Below are 22,202 nucleotides of genomic sequence, written 5' to 3'. Positions count from 1 at the left end.
GCCGATGAGGCCGGGCTTTCACCGATAACTGCGGTCAAACGCTGCATTCAAGCGGTACGGCGTTCGAGCAGACGGTCGGCACCACCTTCGGCGACCAGATTACCTTTAAGACGATCCGAACCGTCGGCGGCAACAGCATCGCTGAAGAGTGGGTCGGTTTGTGTCGCAGCAGCCACTGCATCGCTGAACAGGGGATCAGTTTGAGTCGCTGCGGCAACTGCGTTCAGTGCGAAAAGTGAGAATGCGATACCGAGGATGGTTTGGCGTTTCATGATGACGTGCTCCGTGTGCAGTGGGTTGGTCTGGAGCTGATCTTACGCCGCTGTTTCGATATTAGAATCTAATTGAGTTAATGGTTGTTATTGATTCAGTCAATGATAGCGCTGAACATTTGGCCATCGCCCGGCTGCCGAGGCCTTTGGCTGACCAGCACCCCAGAGCCCTGCCCGCCCTTCACTAAACCTTTCTTCGCTTTGGCCGCTATAGAGGCACTCCCTGAACCTTAGTGAAATTTCAGACACACGTCTGACTTCACCCCTGATTCTGTTGAAGCTGACCGCCATACCGGCGTCCACTGCTTCTTGAGTGAGGAGCAGTCCGCGACAAATATCCTTACAAGTTTTTCTTCTTGTCGCGCGTAAGGACTACCCCTTATAAGAGCCACTTTTCTACACATTGAAGGATGCATGCATGAGCGCCAACTGGAACGAAGGGTACTTCACCGATGAGGGCTACACCTTCGGGTATAGCCGGGAGATCAACCCGGTTTTCCAGCGCTATTGTTTGTTGTTGCGTGGTTTTGCCACGCTGGAGAGCAGCAACGGCTATCACTGCGAACTGGGCTTTGGCCAAGGTGTCTCGATCAACATCCACGCCGCAGCCAACCCGGGCGCCTACGTCGGCACGGACTTTCATCCAGGCCAGGCGGCTAACGCCAATGCATTGGCGACTTCCTGGAACAGCTCGGCACAGCTGTACGACGACAGTTTCGAGCAACTGCTGGCGCGTAATGATCTGCCGCAGTTCGATAGCATCAGCCTGCATGGTATCTGGACGTGGGTCAGCCGCGACAACCAGAAACTGATCGTCGAATTCGCCCGTCGTCATCTCAAACCCGGCGGCCTGTTGTATGTCAGCTACAACTGCTTCCCGGGTTGGTCGCCTTCGGCACCCTTGCGCAATCTGTTCAGCCTGCACGACCGCTTCGCCACCCAGACCAGCGCCAGCCCTGAAAAACGCATCGATTCAGCGCTGCAATTCTCCGAAGCGTTGCTGGCGGCCAATCCCAATTACGCTGCCGCCGCACCGAATCTGGATGCCAGGTTGCAGAGCATCAAAGGCCAGAATCGCCAATACGTCGCTCATGAATACTTCAACCGTAACTGGGACTGCATGTATTTCACCGACGTGGTTGACGCCTTCGCCGCCGCCAAGCTCGACTACGCTACAACCGCCGTGCCGCTGGACGCAGTTGACCCGCTCAACCTGAGCGCGCAAGGCATGGATTTCCTGGAAAGCATCGAACACCCGATCATGCGTGAGCAGGCGCGTGACTACTTCGTCAATCAACATTTCCGCCGCGACTTGTATGTGCGCGGCGCCAACCGACTTTGCGCGTCAGAACACCGCGAAAGTCTGATGAAAACCCGCTTTGTCCTGATGCAAGGGGTAGAAAGCATTCCGGGCACCGTCAAAGGTCCGGCAGGCGAAGCTACGTTGCAGGATGAAGTGTACGGCCCGGTACTGGATGCGTTGGCCAGCAATGGCTGCGAAGCAAAAACCTTGCGTCAGCTGTCCGCCTCGATCCCTGCGATGGCTTATGACGACTTGTTGCAGGCCATCACCGTGTTGGTGGGCATGGGCTGTGCAGCGCCGTGCCAAAGCGAAGCGGCGGAAAAACTGGTGCACGAGCGCTGCAGCACACTCAATCTGCAACTGTGCAAACGTGCGCTATTCAACAACCAGATTCAGGTGCTGGCCAGCCCGGTCACCGGGGGAGGCGTACCGGTCAGCCGCTTCCAGCAACTGTTCCTGATATCGATCAAACAGGGCAACAAGCACCCGGCCGAATGGGCACAACTGGCCTGGGGCATCATCAGCCAGCAAGGTGAGGTTCTCGTCGGTGATAACGGACCGCTGTTGACCGCAGAAGAAAACCTTGCCGCGTTGACGGAACAGGCGCAGGCGTTTGCCGAACAGTCGCTGGTTATTCTCAACGCGTTGAAAGTCATCTGATTACGTAATCCGAAGCGGACGAGCAAGCCTGGGGTTTTCAGGTTTGCCACTGCCTCAGGCTAGAAAGCCGCGCAGATATATTTGCGCGGCCCAGCCTTGGAATTGCTCAACACGCCCTCATTACCATGGCTATACCCAAGGCCATGAGGAAGGACTGACCATGAGCGCACAAACCGAAACTGCCATTCTCGCCGGCGGCTGCTTCTGGGGCATGCAGGACTTGCTGCGACGCTACCCCGGTGTGCTGCAAACTCGCGTCGGCTACACCGGCGGCGATGTGCCGAACGCCACTTACCGCAACCATGGCAACCACGCCGAAGCGATCGAAATCGTCTTCGATCCGGCGGTGATCAGCTATCGGCAGATCCTCGAATTCTTTTTCCAGATACACGACCCCAGCACACCCAACCGTCAGGGCAACGACCTCGGCCCCAGCTATCGCTCGGCGATCTATTACCTCAGCGAACAGCAACGCGACATCGCCGAAGACACCGCCGCCGACGTCGACGCATCAAAACTGTGGCCGGGCCGAGTGGTCACCGAAATCGAACCGGCCGGGCCGTTCTGGGAAGCGGAGCCGGAGCATCAGGATTACCTCGAGCGCATTCCGAATGGCTACACCTGCCACTTCATCCGCCCGAACTGGAAACTGCCGAAACGTGCCTGAGGTCACACCTCGCAAGCGGCCCGAATAACCGCCAGCTTGCGACGCTGTGAGCCGATCCGGTCACATCACTTTTTAACCGGTGCATCCCAGCATTCAGGTTTTACCGCGCACACGTTGTACTGACGATCCATCAACGCCATGCGATTGAGATGGGCGTCAGTGGCAGCGCTCGCCGATTGCTCGCTGGTGAGCATGTAGCGCAGGGTTCTGTCGCTCAGGCGGGCATTCCATTGGCGCCGACTCCCCTCCTCCAGCGCTTTGGGCGACGTGGCCATGGCTTGCAACGTGCCGTCATCGACCCGGTTCAGTTCGTCGCGGTACGTCGCGATGTACTCGGCGCGTGCCGCGTCATGTTGGTGATTGAGATCGTACTGAAGCGCTTCCAGATTCTGTTTGTAGAGCGCCCAGTAACCGTCAGGCAAGGCCCCACCGTCCTTCTTGCGCAGCGCAGCAACCCGCCCGTCGTTATCGGTCTTGGAAAGTACCGGCTTTAGCGACGAGACCACGACCGGGTCGTTGTCGATGATCTGGTCAATCAACGCCATGCGCGCACGGGTCTGCGGCAGGCTCTGCCCCAGCGGCTCCAGGTGGATGGGCTCGGCTGGTTTGACGGCGACAGGCGGGGTCGCACAACCGGCAAGCAGTGCGGCTGAGAAGAGGATGAGCGAGAGAGGATGGCGCACCAACATGGGCTCTCCATGAGCAGGGATGGTCAAGGGAGCGGAGATTATCAGCAAGCGATGGCATTGTGATACTACCTCAGAGAGATGCATCAGCAGCAGCCCGTCTCGACGTGCCAAAAGAATTTGAACCGCTTCTGGACGCACTCGCCTAATGATCAGCTTGTGGACAAATTGCACAGGCAATGTGCCAATACCGGCACGCTCCGAGAGGTGGTCAACATGGCTAAAGACGAGAAGAAAGGCAAAGGTGACGCTTCGAAAGCCAGCAAGGAATTGAAAGACAAAAAGTCATCACCTGAAAAGAAATCCGCTGCGGCCTCGGCTCTTTCGAAGTCTTCCGAAAAGAAAGACAAGAAAAAAGAGGCCGAACCAAAGAAATCTGCAAAGAAAGCTGACAGCAAGCCAGAGAAGGTCAAGAAAGCAGAGAAAGCGGAAAAGTCAGATAAGCCAGCAAAAAAGAAAAAGTAGCATCAGCACACTGCCAGGGCCTTTAGCCCTGGCGTGTTCGAACCGCGTTGCCTTCGATAGATATCATTGGCCATACGCTATCGTTGTAACAGCTGCGGCACGCTGCGATCTTTTGATCTTGATCTCTAAAAAAACCAGATCAAAAAATCTCAGCGTGGCGCAGCGCCTACAGGTTTGGAGTTGTTCAGAGCACGCCTGTGCCCTCTGCGGTTATGATCCCGTTCACCTCACCCCAACGGACTTTCTCCATGCCATCTGCGCAAACCCGCCCTACCCCCGCGCCATTGCTCAAGCCAGGCGAGACGGTGGTGCTGTTCGACGGTGTGTGCAAGCTGTGCAATGGCTGGGCGCGGTTTCTGATTCGGCATGACCACCAGCGGCGCGTGCGACTGGCGGCGGTGCAGTCACCCGAGGGCCAGGCGCTGCTCGCGTGGGCGGGGTTACCGCTGGATCAGTTCGACACCATGGCGGTGATTCGTGACCGGCACTACTGGGAGCGTTCGGACGCCTTTTTCGAAGTCATCGGCCAGTTGTCCGGCCGTTGGCAGCCTTTGCGACTGCTGCGACTCTTCCCCCGCGTATTACGGGACTGGGGTTATGACCGCATCGCGCTGAATCGCTATCGGTTGTTTGGCAAGTACGATACCTGCCTGCTGCCCAATCCTGACCATGAACAGCGTTTCCTGAAATTTTCCTGACGCAAAAAAGCCGGGCTTATTCCTAATGCCGATCAGTTAAGCCCTTTTGCTTGACCTTTGGCCGCAAGAAATCAAAATCCGATGCCTGAATAGGCATCGGATTTTTTTATGCGTCTGGCTCGGGCACTGGAACTCACCCACAACTTCGTCTCGACTCCCAACTCCCTCGAAGGGTTGGACTCGTTGCTTGATCCATCTCTGGTCGAACAGGCATTGGAGCAGGCCGGTGTAGCCACTTTGCGCAGGCGACGCTTACCTTTGGAAATGATGCTTTGGTGCGTCATCTCCATGGCGTTTTTTCGACGCATGTCGGCGTGGGATGTGGTCAGTCGCATGAACATCATGCTGCCTGGGCAACGTCCGCTGGTCGCGCCCAGCGCCGTAGTCCAAGCCCGTCAGCGGCTGGGCAGCGAGGCCGTACGACAAGTCTTCGATCTGACTCAGAAAAGCTGGCATGAAGCGGCCAGTCATCCGACCTGGGCCGGGTTGCGCTTGCTGGGTGTCGACGGCGTCGTCTGGCGTACGCCCGATACACCGGAAAACCGTGCGCGTTACGACTCCGCCAGCAACCAGCATGGCGATACTGGTTTTCCTCAGGTGCGCATGGTTTGCCAAATGGAATTGACCAGTCACTTACTGATTGGCAGCGCGTTTGACGGCTATCGCAGCAACGAGATGAAACTGGCGGAGCAACTGATCGAAACCACCCCCGATCACTCGCTGACGCTGTTCGATCGCGGCTTTTATTCCTTGGGGTTGCTGCATCAATGGCAGCAAGCAGGCATCGAGCGACATTGGTTGATGCCGCTGAAAAAAGGCTCGCAGTACGAAGTGCTTCAGCGTTTGGGGCGCCACGATGCTGTGGTCTCGTTGAGTACTTCGCCGCAGGCCCGCAAGCAATGGCCTGGATTGCCGGAGCGCCTGACTGCGCGGCTTCTGAGCAAAACCGTCAAGGGCAAGGTTTGTCAGATACTGACGTCGATGGCCGACTCATTACGCTTCCCGTCCGACGAAATCGTCGATCTCTACAGCCAGCGATGGGAGATCGAGTTAGGGTTTAGAGAAATGAAGCAGACCCTGCTGAACAGCAGCTATACGCTGCGCAGCAAGACGCCCGAAATGATTGAGCAGGAACTGTGGGGCGTGTTGTTGGGCTACAACCTGTTGCGTTATCAGATGGTGGAGATGAGCCGCCATTGTCCAGGCATCCATCCATGCGAACTGAGCTTCACCGCGTGCACTTGGGCGATCTTGGGGTTTATCAACGGCGTTTCTGCGGATCGTTCGGGGAACATCCCCAAATATCTCGCAGAGTTGCATGCCTCAGCCCCGCATTATGTCCTGCCACATCGACGCGAGGAGCGCATTTATCCTCGGGCAATCAGGCTCAAATCGCCGAAGTATCCGATCAAAAACAAAAATGCCAGTCAGCTTAACTGACTGGCATTAGGGCTTATTCCCGGCTTTCTGTCGTACGGATGAGACGTACACATTGACTCCAAGCGTGACCATCGCCTCTTTGCCCGCATGCACCCAGCCAGAACCACATCCGGTAAACCGCACGGTATTGCGCATCGAGCGCCGTCCCTACCTCCCCCGCGCTCGACGCCATCACCTACAAACGCTTGTGCAAAACCAACACCGGCAGCCAAAGCGAACCTGCGCAAAGGACGATGATCAGCGAGGTAAGCACCCACTCCGTGGTCATGGGCAGCCCCGAAACGCTCATCAGCCAATAGCCGCTGATGATCTGTCCTCAGCCAATATCCGACACACATGACGGCGTGAAGAATATTGGCCGGAGCGCGAGCAAGCCAATCAACAATTCCACGGTGCCTGCACGCTCGCCTCGATGCCGTATCGCGACCGCGCCACAGCATGCGCCTGCGGATCTACCGCCGCCAACGCAGCCAGCACGATGTGATAGCGATCCACCTCAAAGAACCGGCGCAACGCCGAACGCGTGTCGCTGCGCCCGAAGCCATCGGTGCCCAGGGCAAGGTAAGGCGCCTGCAAGTAAGGTGCGATCAGTTGCGCATAAGCGCGCACGTAATCGCTGGCCGCCACAATTGGCGCGCCGCCGGGCAGGCAACGTGTCAGATGGCTTTGCTGATGGACGTCCCCCCCGAACACCTGTTGACGCTGCACCTCGCGCGCCTCTCGCGCCAACTCGGAAAAGCTTGTGACGCTCCAGACTTCGCTGCTGACCTGCCACTCTTCGTCCAGCATCTGCGCGGCGGCGATCACTTCGCGCAGAATCGCTCCGGAACCTAGCAGGCGCACGGCCGGGACCTTGTCGCCGTGACGGGCATACAGGCGCATGCCGCGAATCACCTGTTCGTATTGATCGGGTTCCAGCGGCGCCTGCACGTAGTTTTCGTTGGTCACGGTCAGGTAATAGAACTCGTCCTCTTGCTGCTCCAGCATGCGCCGGCTGCCATGATCGATGATCACCGCCGCTTCGCTGGCGAATGCCGGGTCATAGGCGCGGCAGTTGGGCACGGTGGCGGCCATCAATTGGCTGGAACCGTCCTGATGTTGCAAGCCTTCGCCAGCCAGCGTCGTGCGGCCTGACGTGGCGCCGATGAGAAAACCTCTGGCGCGCTGATCAGCCGCCGCCCAGATCAGATCACCGACGCGCTGGAAGCCGAACATCGAGTAGTAGATGTAGAACGGCAGCATCGGCTCGCCATTGACGCTGTACGAGGTGGCCGCAGCGATCCACGAGGACATGGCGCCGGCTTCGGTGATGCCCTCCTCCAGCAACTGGCCGTCGATGGATTCCTTGTAATAAAGCAGCGCGCCGGCGTCTTCCGGCTCGTACAGTTGCCCCACCGACGAGTAGATGCCGATCTGCCGGAACAGGTTGGCCATGCCGAAAGTGCGCGCCTCATCGGCAACGATCGGCACGATGCGCGGCCCCAGTTGTTTGTCCTTGATCAGGTGGGTGAACAGGCGCACAACCGCCATTGTGGTGGAGTTTTCCCGCTCGTCCGGGGCCAGCGCAAACCGCGCATAACTGTCGAGCGGCGGCACCGGGATTACCGCTGCCACGCTGTTGCGCTTGGGCAGATAACCGCCCAGCGCACGTCGCTGTTGCTGCAGGTAACGCAACTCGGGGCTGTCGTCGGCAGGCCGATAGAAGCGCATTTCCTCCACGGCCTGATCGTCCAGCGGCAAGGCAAAGCGATCACGAAAGGCCTTGAGTGCCTCGACATCAAGCTTTTTCTGCTGGTGTGAGGTGTTGCGCGACTCGCCAATCTGGCCCATGCCGAAACCCTTTTTGGTTTTCGCCAGAATCACGGTCGGCCTGCCCTCGTGATTCTTCGCCGCTTCGAACGCTGCGTGCAGTTTGCGAAAATCATGGCCGCCCCGGCGCAGCGCGTCGATCTGCTGCGGCGTCATATCCGCAACCAGCGCTTGCAATTGCGGGTCTTGATTGAAGAAGTGACTGAGGTTGTACGCGCCATCATTGGCGCCGAGGTTCTGATACTCGCCGTCGACCATGGCCGCGAAATGGCGCAGCAGCGCGTGGCCTTCGTCGCGGGCGAACAACCGATCCCAGTCAGAGCCCCACAGCACTTTGATCACGTTCCAGCCGGCACCGCTGAACAGCGATTCCAGCTCCTGAACGATTTGCCCGTTGCCCCGTACCGGGCCATCGAGACGCTGCAAGTTGCAGTTGATCACGAAGGTGACGTTATCGAGGCTTTCCCGCGAGGCGAGCGACAGCGCGGCAATCGACTCCGGCTCGTCCATCTCGCCGTCACCAAATACGCCCCAGACATGCCGACCCGCCGTCGCGGCAATGCCGCGATGTTGCAGATAGCGCAGAAACCGTGCCTGGTAGATGGCATTGATCGGCCCGATGCCCATTGAGCCGGTGGGAAACTGCCAGAAGTCCGGCATCAGCCAAGGGTGCGGGTACGAGCACAAGCCGCCACCGTCGACCTCCTGCCGATAGCGCTCCAGTTGCGTCTGCTGCAAGCGGCCTTCGAGGAAGGCCCGCGCATAGACGCCGGGCGCCGAATGCGCCTGGAAGTACACCAGATCACCGCGTCCCTGCTCACTGTCAGCACGAAAGAAATGATTGAAGCCGACCTCGAAAATCTCGGCTGCCGAAGCAAAACTGGCGATGTGACCGCCCAACTCGCCATAAGCCTTGTTGGCCTTGGCCACCATCGCCAAGGCATTCCAGCGGATGATCGAGGTGAGGCGTTCCTCCATCACCAGATCGCCGGGATAGTCCGGCTGCTGCTCCAGCGCGATGGTGTTCTGATAGAGCGAGTACGCACCCGCGCCGCCCTGCACGCCCAAGCGATTGGCCTGCTCGGCCAGCCGTTGCAGCAAGTACCTGACGCGGCGCCTGCCAGCGACCTGCGCAACGCTGGCCAGGGCGTCGAGCCACTCAAGAGTTTCAATGGCATCGCTGTCTTCATGAAGCGACGTTGTCTGGCCTGGCCGTTGCGCGGAATCTTTCATTGCAGAACACCCTGAAAGGTTGGAAGGACGACTGAGTGTTGTAGCGCTGTCAGTTCGAGACTTGCTCAAGGAAGATCAATTGCAACGGCTCGGCAAGCAGGTCATCCGCCGTGGCTGCGAAGCGCTGGAAGTACGGCATGGCGAAATGCGCATCCAGTGCCGCCTGATTCTTGAACGCCTCGCGCATATAGAACGTGCCGCGTTCGTCACGCAGTTCGAACAACACATAGTCGAGATTGCCCGGCTCGGCCCGGGTCGGCTCGACCAGCGCCAGCAAGCCCTCCTTCAAGGCTTGCTCCTTGCCCGCTTTGGCCTTGAGGACGGCAATCGAAACCAACACTTCAGTGGATGCATTCATCATCAATTCTCCAGAAAATTCGAACAGGTATTACCGGGTAGGTGCAGGCGCCGCGTCGATTTTCAGACGCATCAGGCTGTAGGGTTTTTGCCGCTGATCCTGGCCACCGCGAAACGCCGCCTGGCGGTGCAACTGGTTGGCGGTGAAATACAGATAGCCGTCAGGACCGATGGACAACGTGTCGGGCCAGAGCAGGCGTGGATCGTGCACGATGGTTTGCCATTGGCCGTCCGGCAGGCGTTTACGGATCGAGTTGTGCTCGTAGTCGCCAGCATAAAGTGCGCCGCTGGCGTCCGCCTCCATGCCGTCCGATGCGCCTTTCTCGCCCAGATTCTGCACGGCAGCGGCCAGTTGTTGCTCGCTGACGCTGGAATCACGCAGCAATGCGGTCGGTACCGAGTACAGGTGGCGGCTGGACAACGGCGTGAAATACAGTGTCTTGCCGTCCGCCGACAAGGCGATGCCGTCGGACGCCACACCGAGCGGTTTTTGTTTGCCGTCGGCGCCCTTGACCATCACTGGAAGGCCTTCCACAACAGGTACGAAGGACGGATCAACCGATGTTGACGGTACTCCGCTCAAGCGGCGCATGGCGCGACCGCTGGCGATGTCCACGACGATGATCGCCCCCGGACCGCGCAACGATGAGTCGGTGAGATAAACAGTGCCTTGCTCGCCGGTGCGAAAATCAAAACGCATGTCGTTGACGTAGGTGCTGGGCAACATGACGTTCTCCGGGAACACCAGACGCTTGACGACCGTGTTGCTGGCAAGGTCCACCGCCACCAGCTTGGCGCCGCGCGGTTTCGGATCGGCGAAACCCGGGGCTGCCGTGTCGAGCAGCCAGACACGGCCCTGACCATCGGCCACCACGCTTTGCACGCTGATCAGCCCATCGCTGGGGTCATTGGGGTTTTCCCGGTTGATTGCCGCATTTGGATAGGCGACCACCTTGCCGTCGCGGATCTCGCCCACGGCGAAGGGTACATCGTCGCCCCAGCGCGGGTAGTTGACGAAGATTCGCCCGGTCTCGCTGACCGTCACCCCGGTTGGCATCGCGTCGTAGAACGCATGCACTTGTTCAAGCTTGCCGAAAGGCCGATCGGCGGGTGCATTGGCCGGCAATGCGACGGCATTGACGGCATGCGCAAACGGCATGGCCAATGCGGCAGCCGTGACCATGGCAATCGTGGCGGAAAGTTTTTTCATACGCATAACGTGCTCCTGACGCGCCCTTCTGGTGGCCCGTCTGACTGTACAGATGGCGGTGTTCAGAAACCTTCGAGAACGATCTTGCCCCGGGCCTTGCCGCTCTCGACCAGCGCATGGGCGCGCCGCATGTTGGCAGCGTTGATCGCGCCGAAGTGCTCGCCAACGGTGGTTTGCAAAACGCCCAGATCAATCAGGTCGGAGACCCGGTTGAGCAAGTGATGCTGTTCGATCATGTCGGCGGTTTCGTACAGCGAACGGGTAAACATCAGCTCCCAATGCAGCGACAACGACTTGCGCTTGAGCGGCATCACATCGAGGCTGTCGGGATCGTCGATCACGCCCAGACGCCCCTGCGGTTTCAGCACCTCGATCAGTTGTAAAAAGTGCTGCTCGGTGTGGGTCAGGCTGGCGACATAGTCGACCTCGGCAATGCCGATCGCCTGCAACTGAGCAAGCAGCGGCTGGCTGTGATCGATGACGTGATGCGCCCCCAGTTGCTTGACCCAGTCAGCGGTTTCCTGGCGCGACGCGGTGCCAATGACCGTGAGCCGGGTCAATTGCCGCGCCAGTTGCACCAGCATCGAACCGACGCCACCCGCCGCACCGGTAATCAACAGGCACTTGCCCTCCCCCGTGCCTTCAACGACACCGAGCCGGTCAAACAGCAATTCCCAGGCGGTGATCGATGTCAGCGGCAACGCAGCCGCATGAGCAGCACTCAATGAGCGCGGCTTGTGCCCGACAATTCGCTCATCGACCAGATGCAATTCGCTGTAGCTGCCGGTGCGGGCAATCGAGCCGGCATAGAACACTTCATCGCCGGGTTGAAACAGTGTTACTTCAGAGCCGACTTCGCGGACGATACCTGCCGCATCCCAACCGAGGATTTTCGGTTCTTTAGTGAAAGTGCCGGCGCGTGCCTTGGTATCCACCGGGTTGACTGAAACCGCGTGAACTTCGACCAGCAGATCGCGCGGGCCGGGCGTCGGACGCGGGATGTCGGTGTCGAACAACGCTTGTGGATCTTCAATAGGCAAGGCGTGTTGGGTAAAGGTGATGGCTTTCATGGAAACTCGCTGTGTGAGGGTTGATGCGTTCACTTGCAGCCATCTTCGACTGCCCTTAACCAAAGAAAAACCCGCAAAACGCGCCAACACTTTCATCAAAAAAATGAAAATCAGCCTTCCACTAAGGTTTGCCTTTGGCCTTGAGACGTTCAAGCAGTGCAGCGGCGCGTTGCATACTGTCCGCCGCGCCAGCGTCCGCCGACGTGCTCACACAGGTTTGCAAAACGCCTTGATCCACGAGCGTAGAGACACGGTTGAGCAACTGATACTGATTGATCAGGTCGGCGGATTCGAACAACGAACGGGTAAATGGCATTTGCCAATGCAGCGACAAGGACTTGCGCTTGAGGTGCATCCCGTCGAGATGTTGTGGTTCGTCGTTCACGGCCAGACGCCCTTGCGCGCGCAGCACGTCGATCAACTGCGCAAAGTGCTGTTGGGTATCAATCAGACTGGCGACGTAGCTGACCTCGGCGATGGTGAGGGCCTGCAACTGATCAGCTATCGCGGCGTGATCAAGCGCATGGTGCGCGCCCCACTGCCGAACCGAATCCACCGCGTGAGTGCTGGCGCACGCGATCACCGTCAGCCGGGTCAACTGCCGGGCCAGTTGCACCAGCATCGACCCCACATCAGTGTCCGCCCCGGTGATCAACAGGCACTCGCCCGCCCCCGAATCCTGCGCAACACCCAGACGCTCAAAGAGCAATTCCCAGGCGGTGACAGAAGGTAAAGACAATGCCGCCGCACGCGCTGCACTCAAGGTTCGCGGCTTGTGCCCGACCGCTCGTTCATCCACCGAGTGCATCGGGCTGGGGCCGCCGGTGTCGCCGATGCTGCCGTGATAGCAATAAAACACGTCATCGCCCGGCTGAAACAGCGTCGCCTCCGGGCCGACTTCACGAACCACACCGGCCGCTCCCCAGCCGAGAATATTCGGCTCTTGGAGCAGCGCCGCCACCGGCATGTCGCTCGCGCCAGGGCTGACTGCAGTCGCGTGAACTTCAATCAACAGTTGCCTTGGGCCGGGCTTGGGTCGGGTAGCGTCAACGTCATCATTCGATAGTCTGTGGGGGGTGAAGGTGAAAGTTTTCATTGAAGCTCGCTGTTTGAAGAACTGACGCACACACTTGCAAACATTTTCGAGCTCACGAGAGCAAAGAAAAACCCGCAGAATCCGCCAACACTTTCACCCTAGGAGTGAAGATTGATTCGCGTCGATGATCTGGGCATGTTTATTCGCAGTGCCGCGCTGGGCAGTTTTACCGCCGCTGCGCTGGAAGCCGATTTATTGCCGGGCCAGGTCGCTGCCGCGATCAAGCGCCTGGAACGTGAGCTGGACGTGCGTCTGTTCGCGCGCACCACGCGCAGCCTGCGCCTGACCGCCGAGGGTGAGCAGTACCTGCCGACCGCCCACGCGGTGCTGGAGGCGTTGAAACTGGGCAAGGAAAACCTGCGCGGTGAAAATGCTACGCTCAAGGGCGTGCTGCAAGTCACCGCACCGTCCGATCTGGGGCGCAATGTGCTGTTGCCGTGGCTGTCGCAATTCCGCCGCCAACACCCTGAGCTCACCTTGCGTTTTGCGCTGTCCGATCAGGTCGCCGACCTGTTTCGCGATCCGGTGGATGTCGCCATCCGTTACGGTTTGAACGAAGACGCCAACTATGTCGCGCTGCCGCTGGCCCCCTGGAACCGGCGTGTTCTGGTTGCCTCGCCAGAATATGTCGAGCGCTGCGGGCAACCGCAAACCCCGGAGCAACTGCTCAACCATCCCTGCTTGCTTTATCTGCAAAATGGTCGGGTGTTCGATAAGTGGACCCTCGGCGGACAAACGATCCACGTCTGCGGCCCGTTGTTCAGCGACGATGCCGATGTGGTTCGGCGCTGGGCGCTGGAGGGCGAAGGTATCGCCTGCAAATCGTGGCTGGATGTCAGCGCCGACGTGGCCGCCGGGCGTCTGTTAGTGTTGCTCGCGGACTATCCGGGCAATGCCTCGCCGCTGAGCATGGTCTGTCCGCACCGCAAGCAGATCTCCCCTGCGGTGTCTCAACTCTACAGCTGGCTGAGCAGCCAGTTCGCCTCTCTCGAGGTGCCGCCCCACGCGCGTGATGTTTTCGACACACCACTGCGGCAAAACGAGCATGGGCTCGTGTCGGCGGGTGCGCGGCCTTATCGCGCTGGATCTGGCACAGCCGCTCAACGCGCTGGAGAAAAATAAATGAACCCGCGACGGCGCACGCCACCTAACTGAAAGACCATCAGGAGGTAGCCAATGCATATCGAAACCGTGTGGATCGTACTGGCGGCAGTTCTTCTACTGATCGAACTGTGGGCCATCAATCGGGTGCGTAAGAGCGAGGGGAAATCGAACAATAAGGGGGTGTGGATTGTGCTGATTGTGTTTGTGCCGTTGTTCGGGCTGATCGCCTGGGCAATTGCCGGCCCCAAACACATTAGCCAGAACACCGCGTCGCATCCCGGCCGCTAAAGGAATAACACCGCACCGTCGACTCACTGGTACTGCCGGATCTGAAAATGACCGACCCCGGCACACCTGAATTTGCCGGTCGGGTGAAAGTGGTCAAGGAACTGCTGGAACATCACATCGAAGAGGAAGAAACGGAAGTGTTTCCTCAGGCGAAAAAGCTCTTGGGCAAAGCAAAGCTCGATGAGCTGGGCGCTGAAAGGGAAGCCATGAAGGCCAGCTACAAGAAGGACATGGCGGCATAAATGTCTGACTGCATCCAACGCCCGGCCAAATGCCGGGCGTTTTTTTGCGCTGATTTCGCAACCAGCGCAATACCCCTGTGGCAGCGAGCTTGCTCGCGAAGAGGCCCGCACGTCCGGCCTCTGCATTAACTGACCCACCGCATCCGCGAGCAAACCCGCGCCCACCTGTAGTACCGTCACCCGCTCGACAACAAGGAGGTTGCTATGGGACATACAGCAGACAAGCGCATCGTGGTCATTGGCGCGGACTTAATGTCTCGACTGCGGATCTGGCGTGCGCCGTGACATTCAACTGAAAGACTCAGATAACGGACTCCCCCCGTAACGGAAGACACTTCATGTTCGAACGCAACAAACTGGTACCCGAATTAATGGTTAGCCAACTGGATGAGAGCCTGGCCTTCTGGGTGTCTTGCCTGGGATTCAACATTGCTTACCAACGTCGCGAAGAGGGCTTTGCCTACCTGAACCTCAATGGAGCTCAAGTCATGCTGGAACAGATTGATCCGCACGCCAATCAATGGCTGACCGCTGCGCTGGACAAACCTTTTGGCAGAGGTATCAACCTGCAGATTGACGTTGAGGCCGTCGCCCCCGTCATTCGCAGGCTTGGCGAAGCAGGGTTTTCACTTTACCGAACATGCCAGGACACCTGGTATCGGGCGGACAAGGTAGAAGTGGGTCAACGCGAATTCATCGTCCAGGATCCAGACGGTTATCTTGTAAGGCTGGTCGAGCGTTTGGGTGAGCGGCCAGTCAGCTGAACCTGACGGTTCCAGATTGCCTCGCGCCGTCTCGCGGCCCCTCAACACATTCAAGGAAAACATCATCATGGAAGAAACCATCACTTATCGAGTCGCCACCGCCGCCGATGCACTGACCCTGTGCGAGCTGGGCCAATTGCTCAACGTGGTGCACCACGCTGCTCGCCCCGACATCTACGCCGCCGCCACCGAAGACTTTTCCCGCGACCTGCCGCACTGGTCAGGGGTTTTCGACAAGCCGGATCAGGTCGCCTTCATTGCGCACGTCAACGAAAAGGCTGCCGCGTTCATCACCGCTACCCTGTCGTCGAGCAAGCCACCACTGATGCAGCCGCAAAAAGTCGTTCGCATCGGATCGGTGTGTGTGGCGGAACGGTTTTCCGGCAAAGGCATTGGTCGCGCGCTGATTCAGCGCGTCAGAGACTGGGCGATTGAACATGATGCACAGGACTTGCGGCTGACGGTCTGGCCGTTCAATGAACGCGCGGCGCGCATGTACGCAGAGTTTGGTTTCGAGGAACGGGCCGTCGAGATGGGTATGCGTCTGGCATGAAGCGTCAAAGCCGAAGGCGATGATCGTCCTCGGTTTGCCGGGGTTCTACATCGAACCTGGGGCGGCTTCACAATGGTGGGGAAAGGCGCTGGCCTGCCCAACCGGCAACGTTCCGAGAGTGGACGCCCCGTCACACGTTGAATTCTGGCCATCGCCCCGATTCACGCCTACCATGCGCACAATTCGTATTACTGCGGCCAAGGCGCCGAGAAACCCGCTATCAATACCTAAGCTATTGGCCTGAAACCCAGCCCCCTCCAGCACGAACACATTGAGTAAAAAACATGAACCGCCAGAAAAAACTGCAGCAGTTGTTCAAGGAAAAAGCCAAAAAGGCCAACGCAAAACTGGCGCCGAAAAAGCCGAAGTACATCAGTAAGGCCGAGCGGGCCAAACTGGAGGCAGAGGCGGCAGCATCGACCGAGAGCCCGGCAACCGCTGATTAATCCGGACACCGCATCGGCGGGAGGCATTCAATGGATCTGAAGTTCAGTCACGTCGATGTGCTGGTCAACCATCTCGAGGACGCATGTGTCTACTACGCACAGATCCTCAACGCCAACATCTCCAAAACCCAGATATGGCAACGCGGCGGCCTGCATGTGCGCTATGCGGTCGCGATGATCGGGCAAGAGCGTTTCATGCTGGTGCAACCGCTTGAAGGCAACTTGAAGACGCTGCTCGATACCGTCGGCGAAGGCATGATTTACCGTCACTGCTACACAACACCGGACATCGAAAAGGCTTATGACGACCTGCTGATCGCCGGCGTGCAGCCCGAAGATGAAAATGGCAATCCCTTGACCCGCCAACACCTGCAATCCCCTTCCGGGACACGGATTATCTGGTTGCCCAAACGCTTCGGTCACTTCTCTATCGAAATTCTGGAAGAGAAGTCGCTGGAAGCGTTTATCGCGGGTGCGTTTGCTTGAGTGATGGCTGGACAGCCGTCAAAGCATCGTCTGCAGCGTGTTTCACGGTTCAAACGAACTCGATTTCTTCCGTATCAAATTGATGACCAGAAGCAGGCAGGCTGCGATCCCCTGTGAGCCACACATCAACCCGCCAAGGCTTGCGTGAAAGGTAATCCAGGCGACGGCCCCCATGAGCAACGTAATCAACATACCCAGCAAGAGCAGCGGCAGATGTCGGACGGGGGGATCATCCTCCAGCCCGTCAGCAAAAATGCTCCAGCAGGCCCATTGCGAAAACGACAGCAGCGTCACGCCCAGAAACACCCATAGCCACGCTGATGAAAATTGCCCGGTGAACAGATTGATCGGCAGCGTTATCACGGCCCAGAGCGTAAAACCGATCGTGGTGGTTGCGGGCACGGTGTAGGCCGGCAGTGCGACGGCTATCTGAATCAACTTGAGAGCTTGCAGTCGAGTGATCAAGTCGCGCGCTCCTTCGCGGGTGGCATTGGCCGGGCTGATGGCCGACCCAAGTGACTATAGATCAGAGTAAAAATGCAGCGCTGGGCAATTTTGGCTCAGAGCGCTTTACACGTCAGCCACGCCCCCCAGAACAGACTGCTGAAAAACCGCGTCGCATCACCAAACCCGGCCTCATGCAACAACGCCTGAACCGCCGCCTCGGAATGCGGCGGATCGGCGCCCTGAAGAATCTTGCCAAGCTTGGCCTCCACCTCGTCCGCACTGGCGCCCTGCTGCCGCCAGCGCTGCCCCCATGCCGCCAGCAATAACGGTTGGCTGGCATAAGCGTAGTGATTGCCCGCGACGATCAGCGGCGCACCCGGCTTCAGGCGAGCCTGAATCGATCGCAGAATATCGCTCTTCGGCCCGTCGCCATTCAGATGGTGAAGCACTCCAATCAACGTTGCCGCATCGAATAACTCGTCAGCTGGCAAGTCATCAACGTGCCCAAGGCGCACCTCGGTTCTGTCGAGCAATCCGTTAGCCTGCAATGACTGCGTCGCCGCCTGCAGCATCGGCTCGGAAGGATCAACCGCCGTGAACCGCCAACCCGGCTCCAGCGCGGCCATTGCGATGATTTCCTGCGCGGTGCCGCCAGCACCGACGACCAGTATTTTTGCCGAGCGCGACTGGCCGAGACTGGCAGCCAACATACATGCCGCCAGATCGTGACAAGCGTCATAACCGGCCAGAGCGATGCGGCTTTGCCTGGCGTATTCGTTGGCGCGGGAGGTGTCGAATTTATCGGCGGGGTTGGCGGCGGATGAGTTCAATGGGCGATTCTCCTTGTCTTTGCAGCAAGGTACGCCGGGGAGCTGGATAAGAAAAATGCATAGATTTTATGTGGGGCATTCCTTTGGGGAATGCGGATTTAGCGCGGTTATCGGGCGTAGTTTCTCGGATGTCATCAACGTTTCGGCCGGTATGTTTAACAGCATTTGCCCTGGCGTTTAAAAGACACCTCGCGTTACGCCATCGAGGCTACAACACCTTGCGTCGTTGCCTACGACTACGCCAGAATCCGCCGGCTTGTGCGCCTGGAGGGCCATCGGTAACTTGATTCCTGTCACTGATTCCCAGTGATCGGGTTTAGTAGCCCGTGGTAAATGAAAGTGCACAAGCTCCCCTCAGTCAGGTATTTGCATACCTGCAATTGATGGCGGCTGTGCGTAGGGCGCCCTCGGGCGCGCCGGCTTTCTTCTTTTCCCCGGTCTACTAACCTGCGTACAGCTGCCACCCCCTGTTTAGTAGCTCGGAGCGGCGGCCACACAACAGGAAAAAGAAGAAATGTGCAAAATAACGCCAAACCCGCCGGAAACCGACCCGGCCTCCCCGTACGAATCAGCCGATTCCAGGAAATTCCACGACGCGGCAGAACGCGCGCTCGACCATTACCTCAAACCTGCGGCAGCGATCAGTGCTGCGCCGTATAAACCCAGCACGATGTTTTCGGTTAATCCAGAGACAGACGTCGAGTCGTTGCTGGCGAATGCCTGCGAATCACTGTCCTCGGCGAGTGTCATGCTCGGGGATGTTGCCGGGCATGTAGATGGGTCGATTCGCAAGACTTTGCTGGGCATTGCGCAGGTGGTGATGCTTGGGGAATTGGCGGTGAATCGGGCTTTGGATAGGGTTGATGTAGTCCAGTAGTCCCTCCCGCTCAGTGGCGACGGATCGCTTGTCGCCACTGAGCACGGCCGTTTTTTTGACCTTGACAGCCGTTCGCTTTCGGCCGATTCTGTTGAAAAAGTAGCTCCCCTGTCTGACCTGCGGCAAAATTGCTTCATTGGCCGGCGGGGGATCACAGAGCATGATGGGACAGTTATCGAGTGGGCAGGAGCGGCTGTTTTACTCGTTCAACCTTGAAGATCACATCCCAGCCAATCATCTTCTGCGCAGCATTGATCAGTGTCTCGATCTGAGTGACCTGCGCCATTACCTCGCCGATTTCTATAGCCCGATTGGACGTCCGTCGATTGATCCTGAACTGATGATCCGCATGCTGATCGTCGGCTACTGCTATGGCATCCGCTCCGAACGACGGTTGTGCGAAGAGGCCCATTTGAACCTGGCGTATCGCTGGTTCTGCCGGTTGAGCCTTGAAGATGAAGTGCCCAACCACTCGACCTTTTCCAAAAATCGACACGGCCGTTTTCGGGACAGTGATCTGTTTCGCTGGTTGTTCAATGAAGTGCTGCGTCGTTGCATGGACGCAGGCTTGGTCAAAGGTGAAGGCTTTGCCGTGGACGCCAGCATCATCAAGGCGGATGCGAGTCGGCAGCGCGGCGTACCGGGAGATGAACAGGTCAACTGGAGCGATCCATCCCTGACCACTCGCGCCGTGCGTGAGTATCTTGAGGCGCTCGATGAAGAGGCTCTGGCCGAAACGCTACCGAAGCGCCTGTCGCTGACGGATCCTCAGGCCCGTTGGACCGCTGCTCCAGGCGGCCCAGCTTTCTACGCTTACTCCACGAATTATCTGATCGATACCGAGCACGGCGTGATCATGGATGTGGAACCCACACCGGCTCATCGAACCGCAGAAGTCGAGAGCACCAAGACGATGATCGAACGGGTCGAAGCGCTGTTCGACATCAAGCCGGAACGCCTCATTGGCGACACCGCTTACGGTACCGCGCCGATGCTGGCCTGGATGGTGGAGGAAAAAGACATCGAGCCGCATGTGCCGGTGTGGGACAAAACTGAGCGCAAGAACGACAGCTTTTCGAGTAACGATTTCCACTGGAATGAAGAGGCCGAGGAATACCGCTGCCCAGCCGGCAACCCATTGCGCAGCGAATGGCGAGCCTTCAAAAACGAGCGTTCACACGTCACCAAAGCCAACACCATCATCTTCCGATCCCGGCAGACCGATTGCGCTACGTGTCCGATGAAAGCCAAGTGCTGCCCGAACACTGCGTTCCGCAAGATCGCTCGCAGCGTCCATGAAGCCGCTCGCGATGTGGCTCGGCGCATTGCAGCAACGCCGGCATATCAGCGCTCTCGCCACGAACGTAAAAAGGTCGAAATGTTGTTTGCCCACCTCAAGCGCATCCTGAAATTGGATCGCCTGCGGCTACGTGGCATGAGTGGCGCGACGGATGAATTCACGCTGGCCGCTGCGGTGCAGAACCTGCGACGGCTGGCCAAATTTTCATCTCAAGGGCCACCAGTCACGGGATAGGTGCGCCTGCACCAAGCAAAAAACCTCAAATTAACCCAATAACAGAGCAGCAAAGGTCACCGAAGGGCCGAAAAACCACTCAATGTGGTGAGTAGGTTCTCCGGTGGTGGTCGTGCCTGAGTTCAGGCCATTTGAAAATCCGACTTTTTCAACAGAATCGGCCAATAGCGGACGCTTGAGAGCGGTACCTTCCGGCCAAGCAGGCATCAAAGTGAGCATCGAAAATCAGTGAGTGACCACACAAACACCGGTGCAGCTTGGCGAAATACCCCACAGCGAAGCTGGGGCCTTAGATTGCCCTACCGATTAGGCTTGGCATTCTTGCCAGGAGGATAAGTTTCTAGGCCAGAGGCTTTTTCTTTCTGATAGAACTGTCGCCGTCTTTAGTGATGGCTGACGCTGTAGTGGTCTAATGAAACCGGACACCCATTTAGGCGAGAATGCTCGCCAGATAGAGGTGTCTGATGACCAAACAACGTCGTTCTTTTTCCGCTGAATTCAAACGCGAGGCCGCAGGCCTCGTGCTCGATCAAGGCTATAGCCATATCGAAGCCAGCCGCTCGCTTGGTGTGGTTGAGTCCGCGTTGCGCCGCTGGGTTAATCAGCTTCAGCAGGAGCGCACTGGCGTTACTCCGCAGAGTAAAGCGCTGACGCCAGAGCAACAGAAAATCCAGGAATTGGAAGCTCGAATCGCTCGACTTGAGCGGGAGAAATCCATTTTAAAAAAGGCTACCGCGCTCTTGATGTCGGAAGAGCACGAGCGCACGCGCTGATTGATCAACTGAGCCCCCAAGAGCCGGTTGATTGGCTTTGCGCAGTCTTTGACGTCACTCGTTCGTGTTACTACGCCCATCGTCTCAGGCGCCGAACTCCAGACGTTGAGCGGCTTCGGTTGCGCAGCCTGGTTAACGAACTGTTTACGCAAAGTCGAAGCGCCGCCGGTAGCCGCAGCATCGTGTCGATGATGCAGGAAGACGGCGAGCAAATTGGGCGGTTCAAGGTGCGAGGCCTGATGCGGGAACTGGAGTTGGTCAGTAAACAACCTGGATCACATGCCTACAAACAAGCGACGGTTGAGCGGCCTGACATTCCGAACATATTGAATCGAGAGTTTGATGTGCCGGCGCCGAATCAGGTCTGGTGTGGCGACATCACCTACATCTGGGCTCAAGGGAAATGGCATTACCTGGCTGTCGTTATGGATCTTTACGCGCGCCGAGTGGTGGGCTGGGCGCTGTCGAACAAGCCGGATGCGGATCTGGTCATCAAGGCGTTGGACATGGCTTACGAACAGCGTGGCAGGCCTCAAGGGCTTCTGTTTCACTCGGATCAGGGCTCGCAATATGGCAGTCGCCAGTTTCGCCAACGGCTCTGGCGTTACCGCATGCGCCAAAGCATGAGCCGTCGTGGAAACTGCTGGGATAACGCGCCGATGGAGCGTGTGTTTCGCAGCTTGAAAACTGAATGGATACCGACCGTGGGCTACATGACAGCTCAAGAAGCGCACCGCGACATCAGTCATTACCTGATGCATCGGTACAACTGGATTAGACCGCACCAATTCAACAACGGACTGGCCCCAGCTCAGGCCGAGAAAAAACTTAACGTCGTGTCCGGGATTAGTTGACCACTACAAGTACACCACCTACTCCGAGCCGTCGCGCC

General features: G+C 58.2%; 23 protein-coding genes and 3 pseudogenes. 15 read left to right on the top strand and 11 right to left on the bottom strand.

Features of this window, described 5'->3' with window-relative positions; translation table 11 throughout:
* Positions 1-47 precede the first annotated feature (47 nt).
* A complete protein-coding gene (locus ATI02_RS30935) occupies positions 48-272 on the bottom strand; it encodes a hypothetical protein (protein ID WP_095191210.1) in 225 nt (74 codons plus the stop codon).
* A gap of 418 nt (positions 273-690) precedes the next feature.
* On the opposite strand from ATI02_RS30935, the gene ATI02_RS30930 reads away from it, so the two are divergent.
* The gene (locus ATI02_RS30930) at positions 691-2,235 is read left to right on the top strand and encodes a methyltransferase regulatory domain-containing protein (RefSeq protein ID WP_095191211.1); all 1,545 of its coding nucleotides are present in this window, start codon (positions 691-693) and stop codon (positions 2,233-2,235) included.
* Between the two features lie 160 nt (positions 2,236-2,395).
* Positions 2,396-2,902, top strand: coding sequence for a peptide-methionine (S)-S-oxide reductase MsrA (gene msrA / locus ATI02_RS30925; protein ID WP_100848289.1), 507 nt, complete (start codon positions 2,396-2,398; stop codon positions 2,900-2,902).
* A 65-nt stretch (positions 2,903-2,967) separates the two neighbouring features.
* On the opposite strand, the gene ATI02_RS30920 is transcribed toward msrA, so the two are convergent.
* Positions 2,968-3,591 (bottom strand): PQQ-binding-like beta-propeller repeat protein, encoded by a 624-nt coding sequence (locus ATI02_RS30920; RefSeq protein WP_100848288.1) that lies wholly within the window; start codon positions 3,589-3,591, stop codon positions 2,968-2,970.
* 204 nt (positions 3,592-3,795) lie between these two features.
* Between ATI02_RS30920 and ATI02_RS30915 the strand changes: the two genes are divergently transcribed.
* From ATI02_RS30915 to ATI02_RS30905, 3 genes are all read left to right on the top strand, one after another.
* Positions 3,796-4,053 carry a hypothetical protein gene (locus tag ATI02_RS30915; protein WP_192886566.1) on the top strand — a complete coding sequence of 86 codons (258 nt, stop codon included), beginning with the start codon at positions 3,796-3,798 and terminating at the stop codon, positions 4,051-4,053.
* 248 nt (positions 4,054-4,301) lie between these two features.
* Positions 4,302-4,751: a thiol-disulfide oxidoreductase DCC family protein gene (locus ATI02_RS30910; protein WP_095191217.1), complete on the top strand. Its 450-nt coding sequence runs from the start codon at positions 4,302-4,304 to the stop codon at positions 4,749-4,751.
* Positions 4,752-4,859: 108 nt separating this feature from the next.
* Positions 4,860-6,191 carry an IS4 family transposase gene (locus tag ATI02_RS30905; RefSeq protein ID WP_100845361.1) on the top strand — a complete coding sequence of 444 codons (1,332 nt, stop codon included), beginning with the start codon at positions 4,860-4,862 and terminating at the stop codon, positions 6,189-6,191.
* A gap of 82 nt (positions 6,192-6,273) precedes the next feature.
* On the opposite strand, the pseudogene ATI02_RS30900 reads toward ATI02_RS30905, so the two are convergent.
* The 6 genes and pseudogenes from ATI02_RS30900 to ATI02_RS30875 all read right to left on the bottom strand — a co-directional run.
* A pseudogene (locus ATI02_RS30900) lies at positions 6,274-6,504 on the bottom strand (DUF2269 family protein); the annotation flags it as partial.
* A 65-nt stretch (positions 6,505-6,569) separates the two neighbouring features.
* Entirely contained in the window at positions 6,570-9,233 is a 2,664-nt protein-coding gene (gene mdeB, locus ATI02_RS30895; RefSeq protein ID WP_100848287.1) for an alpha-ketoglutarate dehydrogenase, read from the bottom strand.
* A 49-nt stretch (positions 9,234-9,282) separates the two neighbouring features.
* On the bottom strand, positions 9,283-9,591 hold the full coding sequence (locus tag ATI02_RS30890; RefSeq protein WP_100848540.1) for a putative quinol monooxygenase: 309 nt from the start codon (positions 9,589-9,591) through the stop codon (positions 9,283-9,285).
* 30 nt (positions 9,592-9,621) lie between these two features.
* Positions 9,622-10,773, bottom strand: coding sequence for an L-dopachrome tautomerase-related protein (locus ATI02_RS30885; protein WP_420875236.1), 1,152 nt, complete (start codon positions 10,771-10,773; stop codon positions 9,622-9,624).
* A gap of 89 nt (positions 10,774-10,862) precedes the next feature.
* A complete protein-coding gene (locus ATI02_RS30880) occupies positions 10,863-11,870 on the bottom strand; it encodes a zinc-binding alcohol dehydrogenase family protein (protein ID WP_095191220.1) in 1,008 nt (335 codons plus the stop codon).
* A gap of 121 nt (positions 11,871-11,991) precedes the next feature.
* Positions 11,992-12,966, bottom strand: a complete 975-nt coding sequence (locus ATI02_RS30875; protein ID WP_100848285.1) for a zinc-binding alcohol dehydrogenase family protein — start codon at positions 12,964-12,966, stop codon at positions 11,992-11,994.
* Between the two features lie 111 nt (positions 12,967-13,077).
* Here ATI02_RS30875 and ATI02_RS30870 point away from each other — a divergent pair.
* From ATI02_RS30870 to ATI02_RS30840, 7 genes and pseudogenes are all read left to right on the top strand, one after another.
* Positions 13,078-13,959 (top strand): annotated as a pseudogene (locus ATI02_RS30870) (LysR family transcriptional regulator); the annotation flags it as partial.
* A gap of 183 nt (positions 13,960-14,142) precedes the next feature.
* Positions 14,143-14,358 carry a PLD nuclease N-terminal domain-containing protein gene (locus ATI02_RS30865; protein WP_095191223.1) on the top strand — a complete coding sequence of 72 codons (216 nt, stop codon included), beginning with the start codon at positions 14,143-14,145 and terminating at the stop codon, positions 14,356-14,358.
* 8 nt (positions 14,359-14,366) lie between these two features.
* Positions 14,367-14,600: pseudogene (locus tag ATI02_RS30860) on the top strand (hemerythrin domain-containing protein); the annotation flags it as partial.
* 338 nt (positions 14,601-14,938) lie between these two features.
* Entirely contained in the window at positions 14,939-15,364 is a 426-nt protein-coding gene (locus ATI02_RS30855; RefSeq protein ID WP_100848283.1) for a bleomycin resistance protein, read from the top strand.
* 67 nt (positions 15,365-15,431) lie between these two features.
* A complete protein-coding gene (locus tag ATI02_RS30850; protein WP_100848282.1) occupies positions 15,432-15,917 on the top strand; it encodes a GNAT family N-acetyltransferase in 486 nt (161 codons plus the stop codon).
* Positions 15,918-16,201: 284 nt separating this feature from the next.
* Entirely contained in the window at positions 16,202-16,363 is a 162-nt protein-coding gene (locus tag ATI02_RS30845; RefSeq protein ID WP_100848281.1) for a DUF2986 domain-containing protein, read from the top strand.
* 30 nt (positions 16,364-16,393) lie between these two features.
* Positions 16,394-16,849 carry a VOC family protein gene (locus tag ATI02_RS30840; protein ID WP_100848280.1) on the top strand — a complete coding sequence of 152 codons (456 nt, stop codon included), beginning with the start codon at positions 16,394-16,396 and terminating at the stop codon, positions 16,847-16,849.
* Between the two features lie 42 nt (positions 16,850-16,891).
* Here the strand turns inward: ATI02_RS30840 and ATI02_RS30835 are convergent, their stop codons facing one another.
* A complete protein-coding gene (locus tag ATI02_RS30835) occupies positions 16,892-17,314 on the bottom strand; it encodes a hypothetical protein (protein WP_238156239.1) in 423 nt (140 codons plus the stop codon).
* A gap of 95 nt (positions 17,315-17,409) precedes the next feature.
* Positions 17,410-18,126, bottom strand: coding sequence for an SAM-dependent methyltransferase (locus tag ATI02_RS30830; RefSeq protein WP_100848279.1), 717 nt, complete (start codon positions 18,124-18,126; stop codon positions 17,410-17,412).
* Between the two features lie 514 nt (positions 18,127-18,640).
* Here ATI02_RS30830 and ATI02_RS30825 point away from each other — a divergent pair.
* A complete protein-coding gene (locus ATI02_RS30825; protein ID WP_100848278.1) occupies positions 18,641-19,003 on the top strand; it encodes a DUF6124 family protein in 363 nt (120 codons plus the stop codon).
* A gap of 160 nt (positions 19,004-19,163) precedes the next feature.
* Positions 19,164-20,537, top strand: coding sequence for a transposase (locus ATI02_RS30820; RefSeq protein ID WP_100845584.1), 1,374 nt, complete (start codon positions 19,164-19,166; stop codon positions 20,535-20,537).
* Between the two features lie 30 nt (positions 20,538-20,567).
* Here the strand turns inward: ATI02_RS30820 and ATI02_RS32210 are convergent, their stop codons facing one another.
* On the bottom strand, positions 20,568-20,756 hold the full coding sequence (locus ATI02_RS32210) for a hypothetical protein (RefSeq protein WP_157815160.1): 189 nt from the start codon (positions 20,754-20,756) through the stop codon (positions 20,568-20,570).
* A 245-nt stretch (positions 20,757-21,001) separates the two neighbouring features.
* Here ATI02_RS32210 and ATI02_RS30815 point away from each other — a divergent pair.
* Positions 21,002-22,164 (top strand): IS3 family transposase gene (locus tag ATI02_RS30815; protein WP_100846148.1). Its coding sequence is split into 2 segments (ribosomal slippage): positions 21,002-21,257 and positions 21,257-22,164, totalling 1,164 coding nucleotides; the frame shifts between segments, so codons are not numbered across the junction.
* The last annotated feature ends 38 nt before the right edge of the window (positions 22,165-22,202 follow it).

The organism is Pseudomonas baetica, from assembly GCF_002813455.1.
GTDB classification, from domain to species: domain Bacteria; phylum Pseudomonadota; class Gammaproteobacteria; order Pseudomonadales; family Pseudomonadaceae; genus Aquipseudomonas; species Aquipseudomonas baetica.
The sequence above is the reverse complement of the archived record's forward strand: the minus strand, read 5'-3'. Positions and strand labels throughout refer to the sequence as shown.